Genomic DNA, 19,235 nt, shown 5'->3' on the forward strand with positions numbered 1-19,235 from the left:
CTATGAAAAAGGTTCTTATGATAGCATATTCGTTTCCTCCCGCCGGTGGCCCCGGCGTTCAGAGGACATCGAAGTTTGTAAAATACCTGAGGGATTTCGGCTGGGAGCCGGTAGTCTTCACCAGGGACACTGAGAACATGCCCCTCAGGGATGACTCCCTATTAAAGGACATCCCTGAAGGTATCGCCACCATAAGGGTTAAATCCTGGGATATATCGGCCCATAAAGGTATAAGGGGCCTGATGGGAAAAGTGATCAGCCGTAAAATCCTCATTCCGGACAGCGAAAGGCTGTGGCAGATATTTGAACAGAAGAAGGCCGCCGAAGCAGTGATAAATGAAAAAATAGATATGATATATACCACATCGCTTCCCTATAGCTCCCACTTGATGGGGCTGTACTTAAAGAAGCGCTTTCCTTCCATTCCATGGGTGGCTGATTTCCGGGACGAATGGACCAATAACCCATATATCCTGGACAATCCTTACAACCCCTTGCGGATGCGCATTGAAAGGAAAATGGAGAGAAATGTGCTTAAAGCTGCCGACTGCCTTATCACCAACACTCCGGTGATGCTCAGGAATTTTATTGAGAAAAACCCGGATCTGGAGCTCAAAGACAAGTTTTTTGCCATCTCCAATGGTTATGATTCCGATGATTTTAAGCATATCGCTTCGGAAAAGCAGAAAAATGATAAATTTACCATAACATATACCGGCTCCTTCTATGGAAGAAGAAAGCCCGATATTTTCTTTGAGGCGCTGCACCAGCTGCTCAGTGAAGGCAAAATCGACAGGAAAAAACTACTGGTGAAGCTTATAGGGAATTTTAAACAGGATCATATAAAACAGCTCCTTGACAGATACATGCTTCAGGAGGTGGTGGCGGTCTCTCCTTACATGAAGCATGATGAGTGCATAAGCAATATGATAGCTTCCGACTGCCTGCTGCTCATAGAAGGCGGCGGTCCCGGAGCAGAAGCCTTCTACACCGGCAAGGTGTTTGAATATATGACTACCGGCAGGCCGATAATCGCCATAATTCCGGCTAAAGGCGCTGCAGCCCAAGTCATAAGGGAAACAAAAACAGGATATATATCCGATGTCAACGATGTGCAGGGAGCTAAAGACAACATTATAAAACTATATACGGCATGGCTGGAAAATGAAAATATATTTTCCCCGGATTTTAATGCCATCAGAAGATTTGACCGGAGAGCCCTTACCGAAGAGCTTTCCAAGGTTTTTGAAAAAGCAGAGAGCAGGGTTAAAAGATAACCCTGCTCTTTAACTTTGTATATCATATATCCCATCTTATATGTACTTTTACATTACATATGCAATACCGCTAAAAGCATTGCGACAGACCGGTCATTTAATTGAAGTCCGTTCAGTCATAGGACTCCCTTTTGGCCAGCCTTATGGCAGCTATCAGCATGCCTGCCACTACCCAGAACAATACCATAACCCTGTGATAAAACCATATATACTCAGCGAGGCTTATCACCATAACGCCAATTATCGCCGATATTCCTGCGATAACAATATTCACAGCCTTCGGATCACGTTTTGACTTTATAGCTTTTATGCTGCTCTTAAAAAGCCTTATCAGATACCCGATAAATGAAAGCACACCTATCAGCCCTATCTCCAGCCATATTTGCAGGAGCAGGTTATGGCTGTGGGGCGGCACTGCTCCGGTATACAGATGGTATTTTCTCACCACATTCATAAACGCATCGGACCCCAACCCCACGCCGCTATACCAGTATTCTTTCAGCATGGGCCATACCGTCCTGTATATACGCACACGGTAATTTGCAGAGGAATCATTGGGGTTGAATATGGTCAGAATCCTTCTGTATATGGACAGTGGAAGGAAAGGAATGCAAAACACTCCTGCAATGACAATGACCGGCAGAAGCTTCTTGTTCCACAAAAAAGTAAACACCAACAGCGCTACTGCAAATCCAATCCATGAGGACCTGGACAGGGTCAGCATCAGAGATGCCAAAGGCGGAATCGCCATAGCGATGAACAGCAATTTTTTCAGGAATGTTTTTGAATTTAGAACCATAGCCGCATAAAACGGAAGAAACAGCACCAGCACTTCTGCATAGTTGTTGGGATTGCCCATGGTGGAGTATATTCTTCCGCCCATTCCCTCATTCAGTGAAATATCGATTTGGGACAGGTTTACCGGAACTCCTACTATTTTCTGCCAGATGCCATACAGTCCTGTTAGTGTTATGCCAGCAAGAAGCATCGTAACCACCTGGCTCAGTTCCTCCTGGGTTTTGATAGCGCTCACCAGCAAAAGCAGCAAGAGGAAGCAATTGATATAAAACACCAGGAACCTCAGGCTCTCTATCGGAAACAGAGAAAATATCTCTGCCAGAAAAACCGATATGATAAACAATATGAGATAAATGTCAAAGTTCTTTATTTTGAATCCATAGCCTTCATAGGTTACAGTTTTTATAAAAAACAACACCAGCAGTCCCAAAGCAAGAATTGTGGCAAAGATGTTATACCACCGGTTGTCTGGAAAAACTATTACTATTAATATGCAGAAGGCCAAAAGCAAATGGTACCTTTTCAGCAACACATCCACAGCCTTGAAAAAAAGGCTGTGTTCGAAAATTTGCTTTCTTTCGCTATATATACGCCTTAAGGCCTGGGATGGTAAATTTAACACCTTGTTTGTCAGCATGTAGAACTTGCTGCTTCTCCACATCCTGGGGAATATTCCTTCCCTGCTTACGAGGTCCACAATACTGCTTGACTTCAGCAACATATCAAGCTTTTTGCCCAAGCTGTCCACAATACGGGCAAAAGCGCTGTGCCTGTACCAGGCCTGTAAAATGCTTAACAGGCAATATACATACTTGACTATCAAACTATCCGCCATCAAAGCATTCTACTCCTCTACCTTTTTAATATCATAGACCTTCGAAAATATAGCAGTGTTGCCAAACCTTACCTCAAGAGTCTTTCCAATGTAATATTTTTCAGTGCCGAACATAACTCCGCTTTCCGAGTAAGTTCCTTTTCCTTCGACCGTTATCAATATTGAGCTGTAACCAGGCTTCGAAGTCTCCACATACTGGCCTGCATCATTAACGGTGATGGATTTGGCTTTATCTATCTTTATTTCCTTGACCTTGCCAAACTCTGTATTCTTTTGAGGATCTATTACGATAGTACCTTCCTTAACTGATTTTGCAGCGTAGTCCATAAGCTCTTCATTGTAAAAACTGATATATATTGTATCAGTGCCGCTGTTAAGTCTCAATATTCCCGAAGTGCTAAATTTATAAGCAAGACCTCCAATACCTGCAAGCACCACTATAATTATGAGAATATCGACGATGCTGATCTTTCCGAATAGCTTTCCCTTACTATCAATAATCATTGTTCAACTTCCTTTCATATTTTTTGATTGCAGCTTTTCAGATATAAATTATAAGTTCTGTCAACCATTATATCAAGATTAAACCTTTCCCGTACAGTTTTTAACGCATTTTTCTTCAAACTTTCCTGAAGCTCTCTGTCATTCATCATCTTAAGTATAGCTTCCGCCATGGAATCAGGATCATTGTACTTTACCAGCAGGCCGCAATTGGTTTCTGAATTGATGATATCTCCATTTCCGGCCATGTCTGCGGCAATAACAGGAAGTCCTGCCGCCAGAGCCTCTATGATGGCGAAGCTTAGAGCTTCATGCTCGGAAGAATTTATGTAAACATCACTGCCGAAGAAAAGGTTTTTTACATCCCTTCTAAAACCGGTAAATATGATTTTATCCTCCAGGTTCATATCCTTGACCTGCTTTTTTACCTGTTCCAACAAGGGACCGTCGTTGGCAAGGACAAGCATAAACTTCCTGTCGGTCATCTCTTTCAGCCTTGCTATCGAATTCACAAGGAAGCCATGTCCCTTGTCATGGGCAAATCTCGACACACACAGCATGACAAAAGTATCATCATCAATGCCGAATTCCTCCCGCAGGGTGGACTTGATGGGTTCTCCCCACAAATCCGGGTCGACTCCGTTAAAAATGACATGTATCTTTTTGCCATTGACCCCATTGGATATCATCATGTCCTTACCCTTGTTGCACACAGCAATAATATTGGCCTCCAGAGGCGTTATCAGCCGGTTGGTGATCCTCAAAGGGAGGTTATTTCTCATAATGAAGTGATTGGTATACATCACCTTCACCTTCGGGTTCAACAGGCGGGAAAGCATGGATATGTAATTCTCCCTGAGATACTGGGTATGGATCAAGTCGATACCCAGCTTTCTGCACAGGGAATTGACTTCCCTTACGGCTTTTAAATCGTAAGGGTTTCTCATTTCTATCCGGTAGATTTCCACCCCCAGCTCCCTGAGCCGGTCTACCAGTGGACCTTCCTCATTGTATGCAAAATATGCCTTGATTTTTTTATTATGAAGCCTCTCAATAAGCGAGTAAACGTATCTTTCCGTACCGGCTTTACCAGCATGGTTCAAAAGATACAGAACTTTTAACATTGCTTTCATCTCCATCCGTCTTATTTAGTGCTGTTCCTGTACTTTATAACCCGGGCGGGATTTCCGCCTACTATCGCATACTCCGGCACATCTTTCGTCACGATGGCCCCGGCACCTACAATAGCGCCTTTATGGATCGTAACTCCGGGTAGTATGATAGCCCTTGCTGCAATCCAGACGTCATCCTCGATCACAACAGGTTCTTTGGGAGCGGTCTGCAGATTCATCGGTATATCCAGCCTGCTGTATTCATGGTTTTGGGTGAATATCATCACATCCGGCCCCATCATCACATTGTCCCCAATCTTTAGGGGACCGTTTACCCGGCAGTTAAGCCCCAGTCCCGAATTGTCACCTATTTCTATATCCCTCCCGGAGCCAAAATAAGCTCCATGCTCTATAGTAACATTTCTTCCGGTCTTTTTGAAAATACCCCGGCAAAGGATCTCTCTTATCTTTTTTGAGCCGAGATTGTACGGCATGTCCGTTGCCGGAAGATGTCTCGCAAACAAATAATACAGTGCCATGCATAAATAATACCTCAACTTGCCCATACACAACCTCTTTTTAATTTCTTTTTAATTTCTTTTTAATTTCTTTTTAATTTTTTCTTAATCTCTTTTTAATCCTTTGATTCCTAACCCCTCAGTTTCTTATTTTAGCCATCATCCATCCTGCCACCAGGCTGTCAATACCTCCTGGCAGGAGCAGGACAGCCTTTTCGTTCTCTTGGTATTCATCCTTTGATTGCATTTTCTGAATTTCATCTTTTTTAATCTCTTAATTTTTAGTCTCTTAATTTTTCATTTCTTGACTTTCATCTCTTGTTTCATTCCTTGTTCATTGATTGCTTCACCCTTTGGTTTTCATATCTTGCTCTTACATCTTGCTTTATATCTTGTTTCATGCCTTGTTTCATTTCCTGATTTTTATCCCTTGTTTTCATTCCATATTTTCATCTCATTTCATATCCCATTTTTCATCTTCTGGTCATCATCTCTTAATGGTATTTTCCAGTTCTTCCACCTTAAGCTTTAACAGCGCTATTTCCTGGGTGAGGGTTTTTATCTTCCACACACTCGAGGAAAAAGAAATTGTAAGGGTGAATATGATGAGTATCAGAAAAAATATTCCAAATAAAAACAATGTATTTACCGGCTCTTTTATATACAGCATCTTGGAAACAATCCTGATTATATCCGGGAAAACGGAAAGCAATATAAAACTGACGCTGGCAAAGATCCATGTAAGGGCATACCTCAGTTCAAACTTCCTCGCTCTGATCATGCTTATAATAAAAACGAAAAAAGCAAGGGAAAAGGTAAAGAGTATAATTTGCAAACCTTTGTTCATATGTCAGCTTCCTCCATTTCCTGACGACATCGACGCAATGACAACAGCCAGGCCGACTTTTATCATATAATAAACAGACCTCAGCCAGTTTATTGATGATATCCCCCCTACCCGCTCATTCATTCTAACGGGCACCTCCATCACCTTAAGGCGGCTTCTCAGTGCGTAAACCACGGTTTCAGGCTCCGGATAATCCATGGGATAATTCCGGGCAAACAACTGTATTGCCGCGCGGTCACATGCTCTGAATCCCGAAGTAGGATCTGTAACAGTCTTGCCGGTTACAAACCGTATCAAACCGGAAAAATACCTTATTCCCAACCTCCGCAAATATGTGGACTGAAAACCCTTCTTTTCAATAAACCTGGATCCTATGCACAAATTTGCACCTTTTTTTATTCCGTCAACCAGCGCATCGATATACGCCGGTTCATGCTGACCGTCCCCGTCAACCTGTATGGCTATATCATAGCCGTTATCGCGGGCATACTTGTAACCGGATTGAACGGCCCCCCCAATACCCAGGTTCACCGGCAGATCTATAGTTTTAACGCCATTAGTCCTGCATACCTCCAATGTCCGGTCGGTAGAGCAATCATTAACAACCACAATGTCATAATCCTTGCCTTCTGCTTTAAGCTTCGACAGCAGTCCGGGCAGATTTTTTTCTTCGTTGTAAGCAGGAATAATCACAAGGATCTTCATTTCCATCTCCCATATACTCAAAATCAAGCTTGTCCGGTATGTGTAATATTATACCACACACCTTACAAAAAAAGAACAAATGAGAATCTTTTTGCCACCAAGTGGCAAAATTATACCAATGCTGTTATACTAGATAATGACAGAGATAGGATATCCCATACCCTATAGTATAATACCGGATGATTTTTCGCAAAATTACGCATAGAAGAACAGGGTGATAGCATGCTTGAATTGTTTAGCTCCATAACTATTGACAAAGACTCGGAAACTCCACTGTACATACAGCTATATGAAAATATAAAGAAAATGATCGAAGGTAATATACTAGCTCCCGATATGAAGCTCCCATCGGTCAGGCAGCTCGCTTCCAGCCTTCACGTAAACCAGATCACCGTGGTATCTGCTCTCAAGCTTCTGCAAAAGGACGGTTTCATATATACCCGTCCGGGAAGCGGCACCTATGTCGAAGACTTGATGTCTCTGCCGGAAGATAAAAACAGAGACGGGAGCAGCATAGTAGCAGACGAGCTGTACCTGCAGGATGATTTACCGATGATTGCCGATGGACAGATAAATGTCAGCAGCAAAACGATAAACTTCGCAAGCGCCACCCCTACACCGGACCTATTCCCGGTGGAAGATTTCAAAGCAGCGCTTAATGAGGTGTTGGACAGGGATAAAGGAACTGCTTTTGCTTATCAGGACAGCCACGGTTATTACCCGCTGAGGGAATGCGTGGCAGGCATGATGCAAAAAGCCGGCATAAATTGCACCCCCGGCAATGTTCAGATCATATCCGGAGCCCAGCAGGGAATCGATATCATATCAAAAGCTTTCCTCCGGCAAGGGGACAGTGTAGTAACTGAGAGCCCTACTTATACGGGAGCCATTGCTGTATTTAGAACAAGAGGAGCTCAGATAGTCGATGTAGAACTGGATGAAGACGGACCAAACATGGAACTCCTGGAATACAGCTTGAAAAAATTCAAACCAAAGCTTATATATGCGATCCCATCCTTTCACAATCCTACAGGATACACCTACTCCGAAAGCAAGAGGAAAGAGATGCTGAATCTGGCCGAAAAGTACGACTGTTATATCATTGAAGATGATTATGTAAGCGATTTGGATTTTGAAGGAAAGAACTTGCTGCCTTTAAAAGCCCGGGATAAAAACAACAGGGTTATATTCATAAAGAGTTTTTCCAAGATTTTCATGCCTGGACTCCGCCTGGGTTTTATGATAGTCCCTCAGGACATGCGCAGCAACATCCTGGAAGCAAAGCATACGACTGACATTTCAACATCAGGGCTCATTCAGCGCGCCTTTGATACTTATATAAGAAAAGGCTACTGGGACAAGCATTTTAAATTCATGTTCGATATATATGAGGAGAGGTATTTTAAGACAATAAAAGTGCTCGACGAATGCCTTCCTGACGGAGTGCATTACACCAAGCCCGGCGGTGGGCTTAATATATGGCTCAATATGCCATATGGCTTCTCTGTAAACAGCCTTTTCAAGCAGTCTGCCGCCAACGATATAGCTTTTGCGCCGGGTAGCATATTTTACAGCAGCAATTCTTCAAAAAGAATGAACAGTCTGAGATTGAGCTTCGCATCGGTATATACGGACCAGATTGAACCTGGAATCAACAGCCTTTGCAGAATGATCCGGACGCAGCAGGAAAAAAATATATCTCTCAGGAATATGCCGATACTATAAGCAGGTTGTCAGCTAATAGCCGCCGGCCTTTGGCTGTTTAGCACCGTACATCAGACATCGATATTAGATTACCACTATAGGGCTTCTGGCAGCCTTTTGCCATGCCCGGTTTGGACATGCAATGCGATATGCAGCGTTATGCGCCTAGCATACCAGTTTGCTGCCGCGTTTATCCGAAATCGACTTGTAGTACAGGTACAGCAAATAGTCCAGCTCTTTCTTAGCCTTTGTGACTTCATCCCTGTTTACTTTATTCTCTTTGCTGATGGAGTTTATTAATGCATTTTTTTCGTTTATAGCATTTTTAAGGTCCTTGATGTCCTTAAAGATTCCTATATTTTTCAGCCCGGCAACCATTTGTAGCCCTCCTTTCCTCTTTACACTTAATATATACCCAATTTTATGCGCATGCCATTAACATGTTCTTAAAAAATTGTTAAATTTTTGTTACAGTTTGGTAATAAAAAAAACGAGCTGTTAAAGAAGCGTTCACTTAGGGATTGAAGAAAAACTTAAATGAACAGCTTCAAGCGGGGCAAAAAAGACCAGTCACAATCAGGCATGAATGCTTGAAGCGGCTGGTCTTTTTGTATTTATTGGTAATACAAAATATGGACATTTTATGGAATTAAGTATAGCACCTTGCGGATATAATCTGGTCAATTGAAAGTATATGACCATCTTCGCTTATCCATTCATTCCTTTCAGAGGAATATGAAAAAACATAAAGTACAGGATTTTCTAGGCACTTTGTAACAACACATAATCTGTAAGAGTCCTTATTGTTGTTCATTTTTGAAAATTCATTTGGAGTTAACTCAACAGAAACCTCTTGACCTGCTAGTCCCTTTACTTCAATTTTTAATTTAATTTTCTTATAAACTGCTTCCAAATCCCATCCTAAGTTTTCGCTTTCTACAGAAGTCACGGTAAAACCCCTTTCTGAGTACTCTCTGGTAACTTCTCTAATAGCGATATTCTCTATTTTCTTTCTTAGTTCTGCATCGGTTTGGCGGAAGATAGGAAGGCGACGCCTAATACTTTTCTTTTTTTCATATCTTTCTATATGTCTTAGAACTTCTTTCTTAAAATCCACCATTTCAGGGCTATCAGCATACCAAACATTTGATTGACCCATTCCGCCTTTTACTCTTCTTGGTATTATCGGGAATGAGAACCTTTCATCTATACTCAGTAAAGTAGCATTGTCAGCATTAGCAACAGCATAATATCCGATATATTCATTTCTAAATTTTCTTTCTGAAAGATTAGTGTTTTGATAATCTTTAAAAAACCTGGCATTCTTATACCATCCAACTATATACGTTCCGCCATTCTTGTGGGTTGCAGTGAAAATGACTAAAACATCATCTATGAATTCATCATCTTCACTCGCTCCTAATCTTTGAAGGTTGTTATACCCGCTTGGCTGAGCATAACCATATACCTTACCGCTAATTTTTTTGAAATTGAATATTTCGTGTCCATAACCATATTCTTCAACATAGGAGCCACCGCCATGTATTTCTTTATCATTTCCCAATAAACCTTCATATCTTTCCATCCAAGCAGTGTTTAAGAATATCATAGCTTTCATCGATTTACCTCCTTTCAGCTAGAAATTCACACAAATCACTCTGCCAATACTTCTTTAATAATCTGAGCCATCTGCTTGTTGTTTAACTGATCACGGAAATAAACAGTGTATCCATCTTTCGAGAGCATATCAAAGAAAACACGAGCACAATCAATTTTTGCTTTTTCTGTACCACGTAAGTCGGATTTATTTTCTACGTCTTTTGTTTCGACTACAATGTTAAGCTCTTTCTCACCAGAAGCCCTCCTTACAACATACATGAAGTCTGGACTGTACATTCCACCGGTAATAGTTGGTATGGCAATGCTGCTACGTGGAATTTTTCCATATACAATGACTTCTTCGATGTCCGACATAATATTTTTTTGTTCCAACGGTGAGTCATAAGCGAAAGCATCATATAAATACTTCTCACTTGGAGTTCCCGGAACTATCTTTGTGCCAATACGTCCCTGCGCAATATCTTCACGTGGAGAACCGTCTGAATAGGTGAGTGCTGTTGCACCAACAGGCGTATTGCTTTTTGCATAATGGAATCGACCTTGCAAATTATTGCTTCTCCAGTCATGAAATTGTTGGATAAACATGCTGACAGAATTTTCATTAATACGTTCTGGATTTATAGTTCCATTCCTCTTAACATACTCACACAATGCCTCATGCAATACTTTAATTGGAATGTTTGTAGCATTTGTGATCCTCTTAAGAAATTCATTGTAGGGAATAGGTTTGGATACTATATATTGGGCGCCTGTATCTGAAACAATCATCATCTGTGAGCCATCGCTCTTAACCATATCTCTGGAGCTAGTCATGACAACGTCTGTAAAAACACCGGGTTTTTCCAGCAAAGATAAAACAACTTTAGCCATATCAGCATCCAGATCATCATCATAGAAAAGTAGGTATCGTTGATTGATTGCTTCCCATAATTCGCGTATTTCACTGTAAACAGCTTTGCGGATTTTTACAGGTCTTGGTTTTGCTACATTTCGGTCTTTTACCTTACCTGAAGACAATCCTGTAGCAAAGTCCGGGTATTCTGCAAAGAAAGCGTCCCTTGTATCGGGTTTTATATTTAATCGCCTGTCTATGTAATGTTTATCATATAGTGCATCAAAAAGCTCATCAGAAGTCATGCCAAGCTTCTTGGCCACTTGTTCCAATCTTTCTTCGCTAATAGAAGAAGCTTGTGGAATTTCTCCGTTTATTTGGTCTATTAATCGATTAGCAAAGTCTGCCTCTGTGAAGTCAACAATATAATTCAGCTGGAATTCTTCATTGGAGATTCTATTACCATTCTCATCTACAGGTAGACGTAAACCTCGTCCAACCTCTTGCAGTTTACTATTTTCACTTCCGCTAGAACGAAGTTTAGCTATCGTAAATACATTAGGGTTATCCCAGCCCTCTTTAAGTGTCCATTTTGAAAATAGAAAACGTAAAGTGTTATAGCTACCGTCTTTATTCTTGAAAGAGAGAAGATGTTTTTTTCCATGAAGGATGGTTTCTACTTCTTTTGCTATATCTTCATCCGAATCGCTATTGTCCTGTGAAAAATAGCCTGCATGGCAAGAAGAAATATCTGCAAGACTTGCTTCCAGATATGCCCGATATTCTGTATCATGCTCACTGAGGGTAGATAGCACCGATTCTATCCGTTCCTTAAGCAATCTCTCAAAAGCTTGTAATAGATAAGGGGTTTTACCTTCCTCGTTTGGTCGATATGATGATATATCATCGATAAAAAATAATGCCAATGTCTTGATCTTGAAATTGCGACCACAGAAGTTTGTTTTTTCTGTTTCAAAATGACGCTCAAGGGCAAGACGCATCATCTGCTCTTGATAAGAGGTCATATAGATATCCACATCCAATTCCTCTCCAGTTGACTTTTGAATACCATTAGAAAACTCAACTGTTGATTTGCCAATAGCATGAACCGTAATTCCCTCAAAAGCTTCATTAATGATAGATAGTGAATCTCCAGTTTTAAGAGTAAATGTTTTAGTCGATTCATCACGCTTTTTATACTGAAAGGTAACAGAATCCTTGCTTGTGATGGAAGTGATTTTCACCTTTTCTTCACGCTTGGATACCGGTTCAAAATGCTCCTTCGTTACTCCCTTTATCAAATTTTGATTAAAAGATTCACAGGCATTTAAATCATAGAGCAGGTTTTGGTAGTCTTTTACGGTTATTTTGTTTTTTCCACGTCCACTTGTAGTTTCAGGGAAGGTAGCACCAAAGCGTATAATACACTGTGGTTTTATTTCATCAACGATAACATTAAATGCCTTCTGGTCACGAGAAAATCTGTGTGGCTCATCAATAATAACAACAGGGTTTGTTGCACGAATAGCATCAAGTGGTCTATAAAAACCTTCTACTCCATAATCATAGTCGTCACGGCTAAGCATACCATTTGATCGGACAACAAGTAGTTGCATATTAACTAATAATACATAAATCTTCTTCGTGTTCTGGCAAGAACCTTTTACAAAGTCGCTCACAACACTCGGGAAATAGGAGCGTCCCTTTTTCTTGTTTTTTGGCGCTTCTAGTACTCCAACTTCAATCTCTGTACCATAGCCACAAACATCGGAAAAATGTCGCTTTACATATTCATCACGCAAAAACTGCGCAGTTCCTGCTTTAATCGCAAGTGAAGGTACAGCGATGACAAACTTATTAAGTCCGTAACGTTTATGAAGCTCATATATAGTATGAGTATAAACGTAAGTCTTTCCTGTACCAGTTTCCATTTTAATATCAATATTCAAGCAATCACCAATAGGCATACTGCTTCGATATTCTGCAGGTATATTTTTTTGAATTTCTCTAATATTTGCAGCTAGTTTAGGGTCAGAAAGAGAAATACTTGGATTTTCATAAAATTGTACAGGAGAAGCTATCTGTACCCCATTCAAAGCAGCACTTATTGCATCTACAGCTTTTTGTTGGTGTGGTAATCCTCGTTGTAGGATAAGTTCCATAACATACCCTCCAATCAATAACGGATATCGAAGTTGATACGCAAGTTTTTCTCTGTATCCTTCAACCGTTTCAAATTAATTTTTAAAGCTTCCATTTCCGTCCATGTAAAACTATAACCAAATAACACCACGTTCTCAGGATTAAAGCTACCGTCAGTTTCATATTTTACTACAATGGCTTCAATCGCCTTATTAGACAATTCCGGGTCAATTAGGTAAAGATGTTTTCCTATATAATAGCCATTGTATCCAGCAAAATTTAACTCCTCAGCATCTGCTGTAAGTCCATATCCATCTCTAACAAGCCACGTTGCAAGGACGGTAGGTTTTCCAAAATCACTAAGAATGTCTTTGTCAGCAAATAATTTATTTTCAGTAGGGTCAAACTTTTCAAGCTTGTCTAGAGTATCGCTAGCTGGCTCAACCAATGTATAGTGCTTAAAGCCGAGGTCTGATGTTGTGTCTGGGAACTCTTCCTTTATAGCTTTTGCTGCCCTGATAATGCGTTCCATGCCAATGTAATCAAGTGTAGTAGGAAGATCATTTTCGATAAGAAAATTAAAGGCTTTTATTTGTGATGAATTTTCACTATCTAATTTATCAGGAATCTGAATACAAATAAAACGAATATTTCGATTGTATTCTACGTTTAATCGAATAGCTGCATGAGCAGTTGAGGCTGATCCTGAAAAAAAGTCAAGAATAATTCCCCTTTCCCCTTCACCAAATACTAACAATGATAAATGCAACAACAAGTCAGTTGGTTTAGGATTATCGAATACATCTTTTGTTCCAAATAATTCGGTTAGTTCTTTCGCACCAGAAGTATTCTCTACTAGATCATAAAAAATAGATCTTTCTTTCAAAATAGAAATATCATCCTCAGTAGGTTCATATTCTTTTTCATATGCAACCCATTCGCCATTAATCTTTTCAAATATTATTTTATTCTCTGCAATTAATCTTTCAATAGAAGCTTTCCCATATCTCCATCTGCCAGGGCGACCATCTGGTGCAATAGGATAGTTATCGTTTCCGTCTGGATCTATTATCGGAAAGTACATTGTTGGTCTGTCTTCTTTATGTGCTGCAGAACCCCATTTAGCTAACTTAATTTGCTTAAATTTTTTCTTTGTATCTGGATCGACTTTATTGTATGAATTTGAACTTTTAGTAATAGTTTTTTCATTCAATGAAAAATAAACCTTATCTCTTGCTATACAGACGATATAGTCATGTTCAGTAACAAAGTAATCATCTTGCTGTCCTCCACCCGATTTTTTTCTCCAAATAATTTGCTCAACAAAATTTTGTTCACCAAATACTTCATCACACAGCAGTTTCAGATTACTCTGTTCATTATCATCTATTGATATAAATATAACTCCATCTGTTGTAAGTAAATCTCTGGCAAGCAAAAGACGCGAATACATAAACATCAACCATGCTGAATGAGATGCTGAACCACGTTTTGTTAAATCTAGTATTCGCTGTGCCTGTTCCTCACTAATACTAAGTTTTTCAGAAAGCTCTTCTACAGTAAATTTGAAATTGTCATTGTAGACAAATCCATCTGTTCCCGTATTATATGGTGGATCAATATATATCATTTTGACTTTGCGTGAATAGGACTTCAAAAGATGCTTCAATGCATCAAGGTTATCTCCACTTATGTAGATATTTTCACTGTTCATATTTTCTGGTTTTGAGTTATGTTCCTCGTCTGGTACAACAACTGTTGTAGTATCAATTGAAGCCAGCAATCGGGCATAATTTTTTCCTAAAAACTTGAGTTCATAACCCTCTCCTGTGACAGCAATCTTATCACTTAAAAATTCCTTAAACCGTTCAATATCAAAGGACCCATCTGCCTTAAAACATGAGGGGAAATTTTCTTTTAATACAGCCATTTCTCGACTGTTCGGTGTTGCACTATCATTGGCATTCATAATATCCTTAATCATTGTTATCATTCACCTTGCCTTTCTCAATTTTATCAGGTACAAACTCTAAAATATCACAAATGTCACATTCTAAAGCTGTGCATATTTTTTGAAGTATTTCTGTATTTACATTTTCGTTTCTGCCAAGCTTTGTGATAGTTGCCGAGCTAACACCGGAAAGGCGTTGCAAATCTTTCTTTTTCATATTCTTATCAATTAGTAACTTCCATAGCTTGTTATAATGTATTGCCATTATTTGCACCTCCCACAAATATTAATAATTATATCACAAAAACACGCTATAAGCAGTATAAATTTTTAATCTCACATTATTTTTCATCTGTTTCAATCATAATTTTCTATTTGCGAATTTAATCAAAGGAGTTCAAATCAAGGCTTTTAGACAAAAAAGTCGGAAAGTCTAATTGAAAAATCCAAAACTACAGCATTCAGCCTTCTTAAACTAAATACCGCTTCCGCTCAAATTTGAGCAAAAGCATAAGCATTACAGCCGTCTTTTTTGGAAAATAGACAGGCTGTTTTTTATTTTAAGGGTTCGAATCGATAGAATTCTTCGCTTATGGATGAGGAAGAAAAATATTTTTAAGAAAATCCTCAACTAATGTGTTCTACCAAGGCTATAAGGTGAGAGGAAAAATAATCCCCCAATGAAAGCATAGTTTTTCTCTCACTGCTCCTTGACAACTGAATACCCCGAAATGCAAGAGATACTTCAAGCAGAATATGCCATGACGATAATTCCGAGCGTAATTCTTGAAAGATAACGAGGTTGTGTCATACAAGGCAAACCCTCTGGAACCGTAGCGTTTCGGGTCATTAATAAAAGGCAAGGAGGTGAAGTAACTGAAAACAAAATATGATAACTTGCCGCAAATGCTTAAAGATATGCCACAGTTTTGCTGTTGGAAATATGAAGAGCGAAGTGGCAGAAAAACCAAAGTTCCCTATAACCCAGTAACAGGAAAAAGGGCAAAAGCAGATAAGCGGAGTACCTTTAAAGATTTTAGTTCGGCGATAGCTACTATAAGTGATTATGATGGTATCGGATTTTTGGTAGGTAATGACATTTGTGTTATCGACTTAGATGATTGCTTTGATAGCAGCGGTAACCTTAAGCCTGTTGACCAAAATGTTGTAGAGGCTTTTAGTGGTTGCTATATGGAACACAGTCCATCTGAAAAAGGGCTTCATATTTTCTTTAAGTCCACAGGCTTTAACTTTGACAAAACAAAATACTATATCAACAACAGAAAGCTGGGAGTTGAGGTCTATGTGGCTGGAGCAACAAACCGCTTTGTTACCGTAACGGGCAATGTGTATGCGAATGGTGATATTGCGGAGAAATCGAATGAACTACAGATGATACTAGACAAGTATATGCTGCGTCCTACCCCTGTGAAGCAACTACTGGATACAGAAAGTCAATCCTATCTGTCTGACAAGTCTGTTATTGAGAAGGCTTTAAAATCGGCAAACGGAGAAAGGTTCAAAGCATTATGGCAGGGAGATACATCTGGTTATGCTTCTGCCAGTGAAGCTGATTTGGCACTTTGCGGTATGCTGGCATTTTGGTGTGGCAGGGATATTGGACAGATGGACAGACTTTTCCGGCAGAGCGGCCTAATGCGAGATAAATGGAATAGACCGCAGTCCGGTAGTACTTATGGAATGATAACCATAGAAAAAGCTATCGCAAATGCTACTGAAATATACAAACCAGGTGGTAAGCGTTCATCAGCTACAGAAGATTTTGGTGAATGTTCTCTTGCTGACTTTAAGCCTGAGAGTAACGGTCGCTACCCTTGGACGGATATTGGGGCAAGCAGGCTGTTTGCTGATTATTATAAATCTTTTGCCCGCTTTGTTCCCGAAAGGAAAATGTGGTTTTGCTATGAGAATGGTATTTGGATTCCTGATGTCGGTAATCTCAAAGTGATGGAAATGTGTAAATCATTGGCCAACCAACTGCTAACCTATGCTTTGACTATTCAGGATGAACATCAAAGAAAGGCATACATTGACTATTGCCGAAAGTGGCAGTCAAGAAGATACAGGGAAACGGTACTTAAGGATGCGCAGAGCGTATATCCCATATCAATGGCTGAATTTGACCAAGACCCGCAAGTGCTCAACTGTTCCAATGGCACATTGTTTTTAACATCCATGGATTTTCAACCCCACAACAGCGAGGACAGACTCACAAAGATATCTGGTGTTAAGTTTGATCCAGAAGCCAAAAGAGAGCGATGGGATAGATTTATTCATGAGATTATGAGCGGAGATGAGGAAAAGGCAAAATTCCTCCAAAAAGCCTTTGGCTACAGCATCAGCGGAGACACTCGGTATGAATGCCTGTTTGTTCTCTATGGTGCTACAACTCGAAACGGTAAAGGTACGCTATGTGAGAGCATTCTTAAGGTATTAGGCAGTTATGGCTGTACCGCAAGGCCAGAGACTATCAGTCTGAAAAAGAACAATAACAGTTCAAGTCCAAGTGAAGATATTGCCCGGCTTGCAGGAGTACGCTTTGTGAATATCTCCGAACCTAGCAGAGGACTTGTCCTAAATGCTGCACAGGTAAAAAGCATGACGGGTGGTGACACCATCAACGCAAGGTTTCTACACGAAAACTCTTTTGACTTTTCACCTAAGTTTAAGCTTTATATCAACACCAATTATCTGCCCGTTATAACGGATATGACACTGTTTTCCAGTGGCAGAGTGGTGATTATCCCTTTTGAACGACACTTTGATGAAAGCGAGCAGGATAAAAACTTAAAACGTGAATTCGCCAAAGCGAAGAATCAGAGTGCTATCCTCAACTGGCTAATTGAAGGCTACCAGTTGTTAAAGAAGGAGGGCTTGACTTTACCTGATTCCGTTAAGACAGCAACAGAGGCTTATAAGCGTGACAGCGATAAAATAGCATTATTTTTCGAGGATGCCTTGGAGGAAAGCCCTAACAGTGAGGTGCGGACATCCGAAGTGTATGCCCGGTATCAGCGTTGGTGCAGTGCCAATGGCTGTTATTCGGAGAATGCAAGAAACTTCAAACAAGCCTTAACAGCTATCGCCCGTGTAGAACGGAAACGACCACGTTCTGGTGGTGGAATGACCACAATGCTTATCGGATATAAGCTGACAGAAGAAGAGTTTTTTCTTATTTAAACACAGTGTAGCAGCTTGTAGCAAGAAAAACAGGTTATATAAAAAATCGCTCTCGTATAGAGAGTTTAGTTTTTACCTGCTACATCTTGCTACAAAGCTTAAAACCACTAAACCACTGGATACAACTCCATGTGTTAATACCTACCCCCTAGGGGAGTTCAAATCTCCACACCTTTTCATCTGGACAACGGGCGTGGGGCAACGCGTAAAAAAACGCGGTTTCAAACGGGGTATATACCCCACAATCCATTTTAATTTAGGAGGTAAACGATTATGGCAACATCAACAACTTATAATAGAGCGTTTTGGAATGTTATGAAAGGAAAAGAAGAAAATAATCGAAATCTAAGCGAGGGCTTTGATAATGCAGGAGCCTATGTCGCACCAGACGAGTTCCGAGAAGGCTTTAACACTGCATTGGCAAAGGAGAATATATTCCGCAGATTTGCTACTGTTATCAATCTATCTTCTGCAGAAGGTAAAATTCAAGCGGTATCCTCAACGGGTACAGCAGATTGGGTTGAAGACGGAGATCCAATCCCCGAAAGTGTCGATACATTTACACAGTTTCTGGTGAAATCATACAAGCTGGCATCTCTTGTCAAGCTAAACCGCTCATTCGTCACCGATATGAACTTTAATCTTGAAAAATATCTGATGGGTGATTTTGCGAAGCGTTTTGGCAAGGCTGAGGAAAATGCATTGCTTAATGGAAATGGCACAGCTCAGCCAACAGGTATCCTTACAGCAGATGCAGATGTAACTACAGCAGACAATAGTACCATCTCTTTTGATGAGATCATCTCTCTGTATTTTTCATTAAAAGATGAATACCGAAATAACGCTGTGTTTATCATGCACGATAATACAGCCATGCTTCTTAGAACCCTTAAAGATACAAGCGGTAGTTATCTGTGGAATTCTTCAGATAACACCATCTTCGGAAAGCCTGTAGTTACCTCTCCATATATGCCTACAGTATCAGCAGGAGCAAAAAGCATAGTATTCGGAGATTTATCTTATTACTGGCTGATTGAGCGTCAGCCAATAACAATAAAAAAATTAAGTGAGTTATATGCATTGCAAGGACAAATTGGCTTTTCTGCTTACGAGAGATTGGATGGGAAGCTAATTCAACCGGATGCTCTGAAAATATTACAAATAAAAGCTTAAATAATGGATTAGGCACTGA

Annotated in this window: 15 protein-coding genes; 4 read left to right on the top strand and 11 right to left on the bottom strand. The window is 40.1% G+C overall.

The window, feature by feature from the left end; translation table 11 throughout:
• Window positions 1-2: 2 nt before the first annotated feature.
• Window positions 3-1,277, top strand: coding sequence for a glycosyltransferase (locus CDO33_RS18330; protein WP_103081489.1), 1,275 nt, complete (start codon window positions 3-5; stop codon window positions 1,275-1,277).
• 112 nt (window positions 1,278-1,389) lie between these two features.
• Here the strand turns inward: CDO33_RS18330 and CDO33_RS18335 are convergent, their stop codons facing one another.
• The 6 genes from CDO33_RS18335 to CDO33_RS18360 form a co-directional block, all read right to left on the bottom strand.
• Entirely contained in the window at window positions 1,390-2,910 is a 1,521-nt protein-coding gene (locus CDO33_RS18335; RefSeq protein WP_103081490.1) for an O-antigen ligase family protein, read from the bottom strand.
• 9 nt (window positions 2,911-2,919) lie between these two features.
• Window positions 2,920-3,414: a DUF4330 domain-containing protein gene (locus tag CDO33_RS18340; protein WP_103081491.1), complete on the bottom strand. Its 495-nt coding sequence runs from the start codon at window positions 3,412-3,414 to the stop codon at window positions 2,920-2,922.
• Between the two features lie 14 nt (window positions 3,415-3,428).
• On the bottom strand, window positions 3,429-4,535 hold the full coding sequence (locus CDO33_RS18345) for a glycosyltransferase family 4 protein (RefSeq protein WP_103081492.1): 1,107 nt from the start codon (window positions 4,533-4,535) through the stop codon (window positions 3,429-3,431).
• Window positions 4,536-4,555: 20 nt separating this feature from the next.
• A complete protein-coding gene (locus tag CDO33_RS18350; protein WP_103081493.1) occupies window positions 4,556-5,089 on the bottom strand; it encodes an acyltransferase in 534 nt (177 codons plus the stop codon).
• 439 nt (window positions 5,090-5,528) lie between these two features.
• Entirely contained in the window at window positions 5,529-5,888 is a 360-nt protein-coding gene (locus CDO33_RS18355) for a DUF2304 domain-containing protein (protein ID WP_103081494.1), read from the bottom strand.
• A 3-nt stretch (window positions 5,889-5,891) separates the two neighbouring features.
• Window positions 5,892-6,593 carry a glycosyltransferase family 2 protein gene (locus tag CDO33_RS18360; RefSeq protein ID WP_103081495.1) on the bottom strand — a complete coding sequence of 234 codons (702 nt, stop codon included), beginning with the start codon at window positions 6,591-6,593 and terminating at the stop codon, window positions 5,892-5,894.
• Window positions 6,594-6,815: 222 nt separating this feature from the next.
• Here CDO33_RS18360 and pdxR point away from each other — a divergent pair, with 222 nt between their 5' ends.
• The gene (pdxR, locus tag CDO33_RS18365; protein ID WP_103081496.1) at window positions 6,816-8,318 is read left to right on the top strand and encodes a MocR-like pyridoxine biosynthesis transcription factor PdxR; all 1,503 of its coding nucleotides are present in this window, start codon (window positions 6,816-6,818) and stop codon (window positions 8,316-8,318) included.
• 144 nt (window positions 8,319-8,462) lie between these two features.
• On the opposite strand, the gene CDO33_RS18370 is transcribed toward pdxR, so the two are convergent.
• The 5 genes from CDO33_RS18370 to CDO33_RS18390 form a co-directional block, all read right to left on the bottom strand.
• Window positions 8,463-8,675 (bottom strand): hypothetical protein, encoded by a 213-nt coding sequence (locus CDO33_RS18370; protein WP_103081497.1) that lies wholly within the window; start codon window positions 8,673-8,675, stop codon window positions 8,463-8,465.
• A gap of 271 nt (window positions 8,676-8,946) precedes the next feature.
• Complete coding sequence (locus CDO33_RS18375; protein WP_103081498.1) at window positions 8,947-9,915, bottom strand: protein NO VEIN domain-containing protein; 969 nt, start codon at window positions 9,913-9,915, stop codon at window positions 8,947-8,949.
• A 35-nt stretch (window positions 9,916-9,950) separates the two neighbouring features.
• The gene (locus tag CDO33_RS18380; RefSeq protein ID WP_103081499.1) at window positions 9,951-12,911 is read right to left on the bottom strand and encodes a type III restriction-modification system endonuclease; all 2,961 of its coding nucleotides are present in this window, start codon (window positions 12,909-12,911) and stop codon (window positions 9,951-9,953) included.
• 14 nt (window positions 12,912-12,925) lie between these two features.
• On the bottom strand, window positions 12,926-14,875 hold the full coding sequence (locus CDO33_RS18385) for a site-specific DNA-methyltransferase (RefSeq protein ID WP_103081500.1): 1,950 nt from the start codon (window positions 14,873-14,875) through the stop codon (window positions 12,926-12,928).
• Window positions 14,868-15,107 carry a helix-turn-helix domain-containing protein gene (locus tag CDO33_RS18390; RefSeq protein ID WP_012103576.1) on the bottom strand — a complete coding sequence of 80 codons (240 nt, stop codon included), beginning with the start codon at window positions 15,105-15,107 and terminating at the stop codon, window positions 14,868-14,870. The genes CDO33_RS18385 and CDO33_RS18390 overlap by 8 nt, the downstream gene beginning before the upstream one ends.
• A 641-nt stretch (window positions 15,108-15,748) precedes the next feature.
• On the opposite strand from CDO33_RS18390, the gene CDO33_RS18395 reads away from it, so the two are divergent.
• Together CDO33_RS18395 and CDO33_RS18400 are read left to right on the top strand one after the other, a co-directional pair.
• The gene (locus CDO33_RS18395; protein WP_192875009.1) at window positions 15,749-18,043 is read left to right on the top strand and encodes a phage/plasmid primase, P4 family; all 2,295 of its coding nucleotides are present in this window, start codon (window positions 15,749-15,751) and stop codon (window positions 18,041-18,043) included.
• A gap of 273 nt (window positions 18,044-18,316) precedes the next feature.
• A complete protein-coding gene (locus CDO33_RS18400) occupies window positions 18,317-19,216 on the top strand; it encodes a phage major capsid protein (RefSeq protein WP_103081502.1) in 900 nt (299 codons plus the stop codon).
• Window positions 19,217-19,235 lie beyond the last annotated feature (19 nt).

Origin of the sequence: Clostridium thermosuccinogenes, from assembly GCF_002896855.1 — a bacterium.
Lineage (GTDB): Bacteria > Bacillota > Clostridia > Acetivibrionales > DSM-5807 > Pseudoclostridium > Pseudoclostridium thermosuccinogenes.

What these genes read in the sequence shown, in the direction of transcription:
- CDO33_RS18330 (WP_103081489.1), top strand. Translation starts at nt 3, where the DNA reads ATGAAAAAGGTTCTTATGATAGCATATTCGTTTCCTCCCGCCGGTGGC.
- CDO33_RS18380 (WP_103081499.1), bottom strand. Translation starts at nt 12,911, where the DNA reads ATGGAACTTATCCTACAACGAGGATTACCACACCAACAAAAAGCTGTA.
- CDO33_RS18355 (WP_103081494.1), bottom strand. Translation starts at nt 5,888, where the DNA reads ATGAACAAAGGTTTGCAAATTATACTCTTTACCTTTTCCCTTGCTTTT.
- CDO33_RS18390 (WP_012103576.1), bottom strand. Translation starts at nt 15,107, where the DNA reads ATGGCAATACATTATAACAAGCTATGGAAGTTACTAATTGATAAGAAT.
- CDO33_RS18375 (WP_103081498.1), bottom strand. Translation starts at nt 9,915, where the DNA reads ATGAAAGCTATGATATTCTTAAACACTGCTTGGATGGAAAGATATGAA.
- CDO33_RS18340 (WP_103081491.1), bottom strand. Translation starts at nt 3,414, where the DNA reads ATGATTATTGATAGTAAGGGAAAGCTATTCGGAAAGATCAGCATCGTC.
- CDO33_RS18360 (WP_103081495.1), bottom strand. Translation starts at nt 6,593, where the DNA reads ATGAAGATCCTTGTGATTATTCCTGCTTACAACGAAGAAAAAAATCTG.
- CDO33_RS18370 (WP_103081497.1), bottom strand. Translation starts at nt 8,675, where the DNA reads ATGGTTGCCGGGCTGAAAAATATAGGAATCTTTAAGGACATCAAGGAC.
- CDO33_RS18335 (WP_103081490.1), bottom strand. Translation starts at nt 2,910, where the DNA reads ATGGCGGATAGTTTGATAGTCAAGTATGTATATTGCCTGTTAAGCATT.
- CDO33_RS18400 (WP_103081502.1), top strand. Translation starts at nt 18,317, where the DNA reads ATGGCAACATCAACAACTTATAATAGAGCGTTTTGGAATGTTATGAAA.
- CDO33_RS18395 (WP_192875009.1), top strand. Translation starts at nt 15,749, where the DNA reads ATGCTTAAAGATATGCCACAGTTTTGCTGTTGGAAATATGAAGAGCGA.
- CDO33_RS18350 (WP_103081493.1), bottom strand. Translation starts at nt 5,089, where the DNA reads ATGGGCAAGTTGAGGTATTATTTATGCATGGCACTGTATTATTTGTTT.
- CDO33_RS18345 (WP_103081492.1), bottom strand. Translation starts at nt 4,535, where the DNA reads ATGTTAAAAGTTCTGTATCTTTTGAACCATGCTGGTAAAGCCGGTACG.
- pdxR (WP_103081496.1), top strand. Translation starts at nt 6,816, where the DNA reads ATGCTTGAATTGTTTAGCTCCATAACTATTGACAAAGACTCGGAAACT.
- CDO33_RS18385 (WP_103081500.1), bottom strand. Translation starts at nt 14,875, where the DNA reads ATGATTAAGGATATTATGAATGCCAATGATAGTGCAACACCGAACAGT.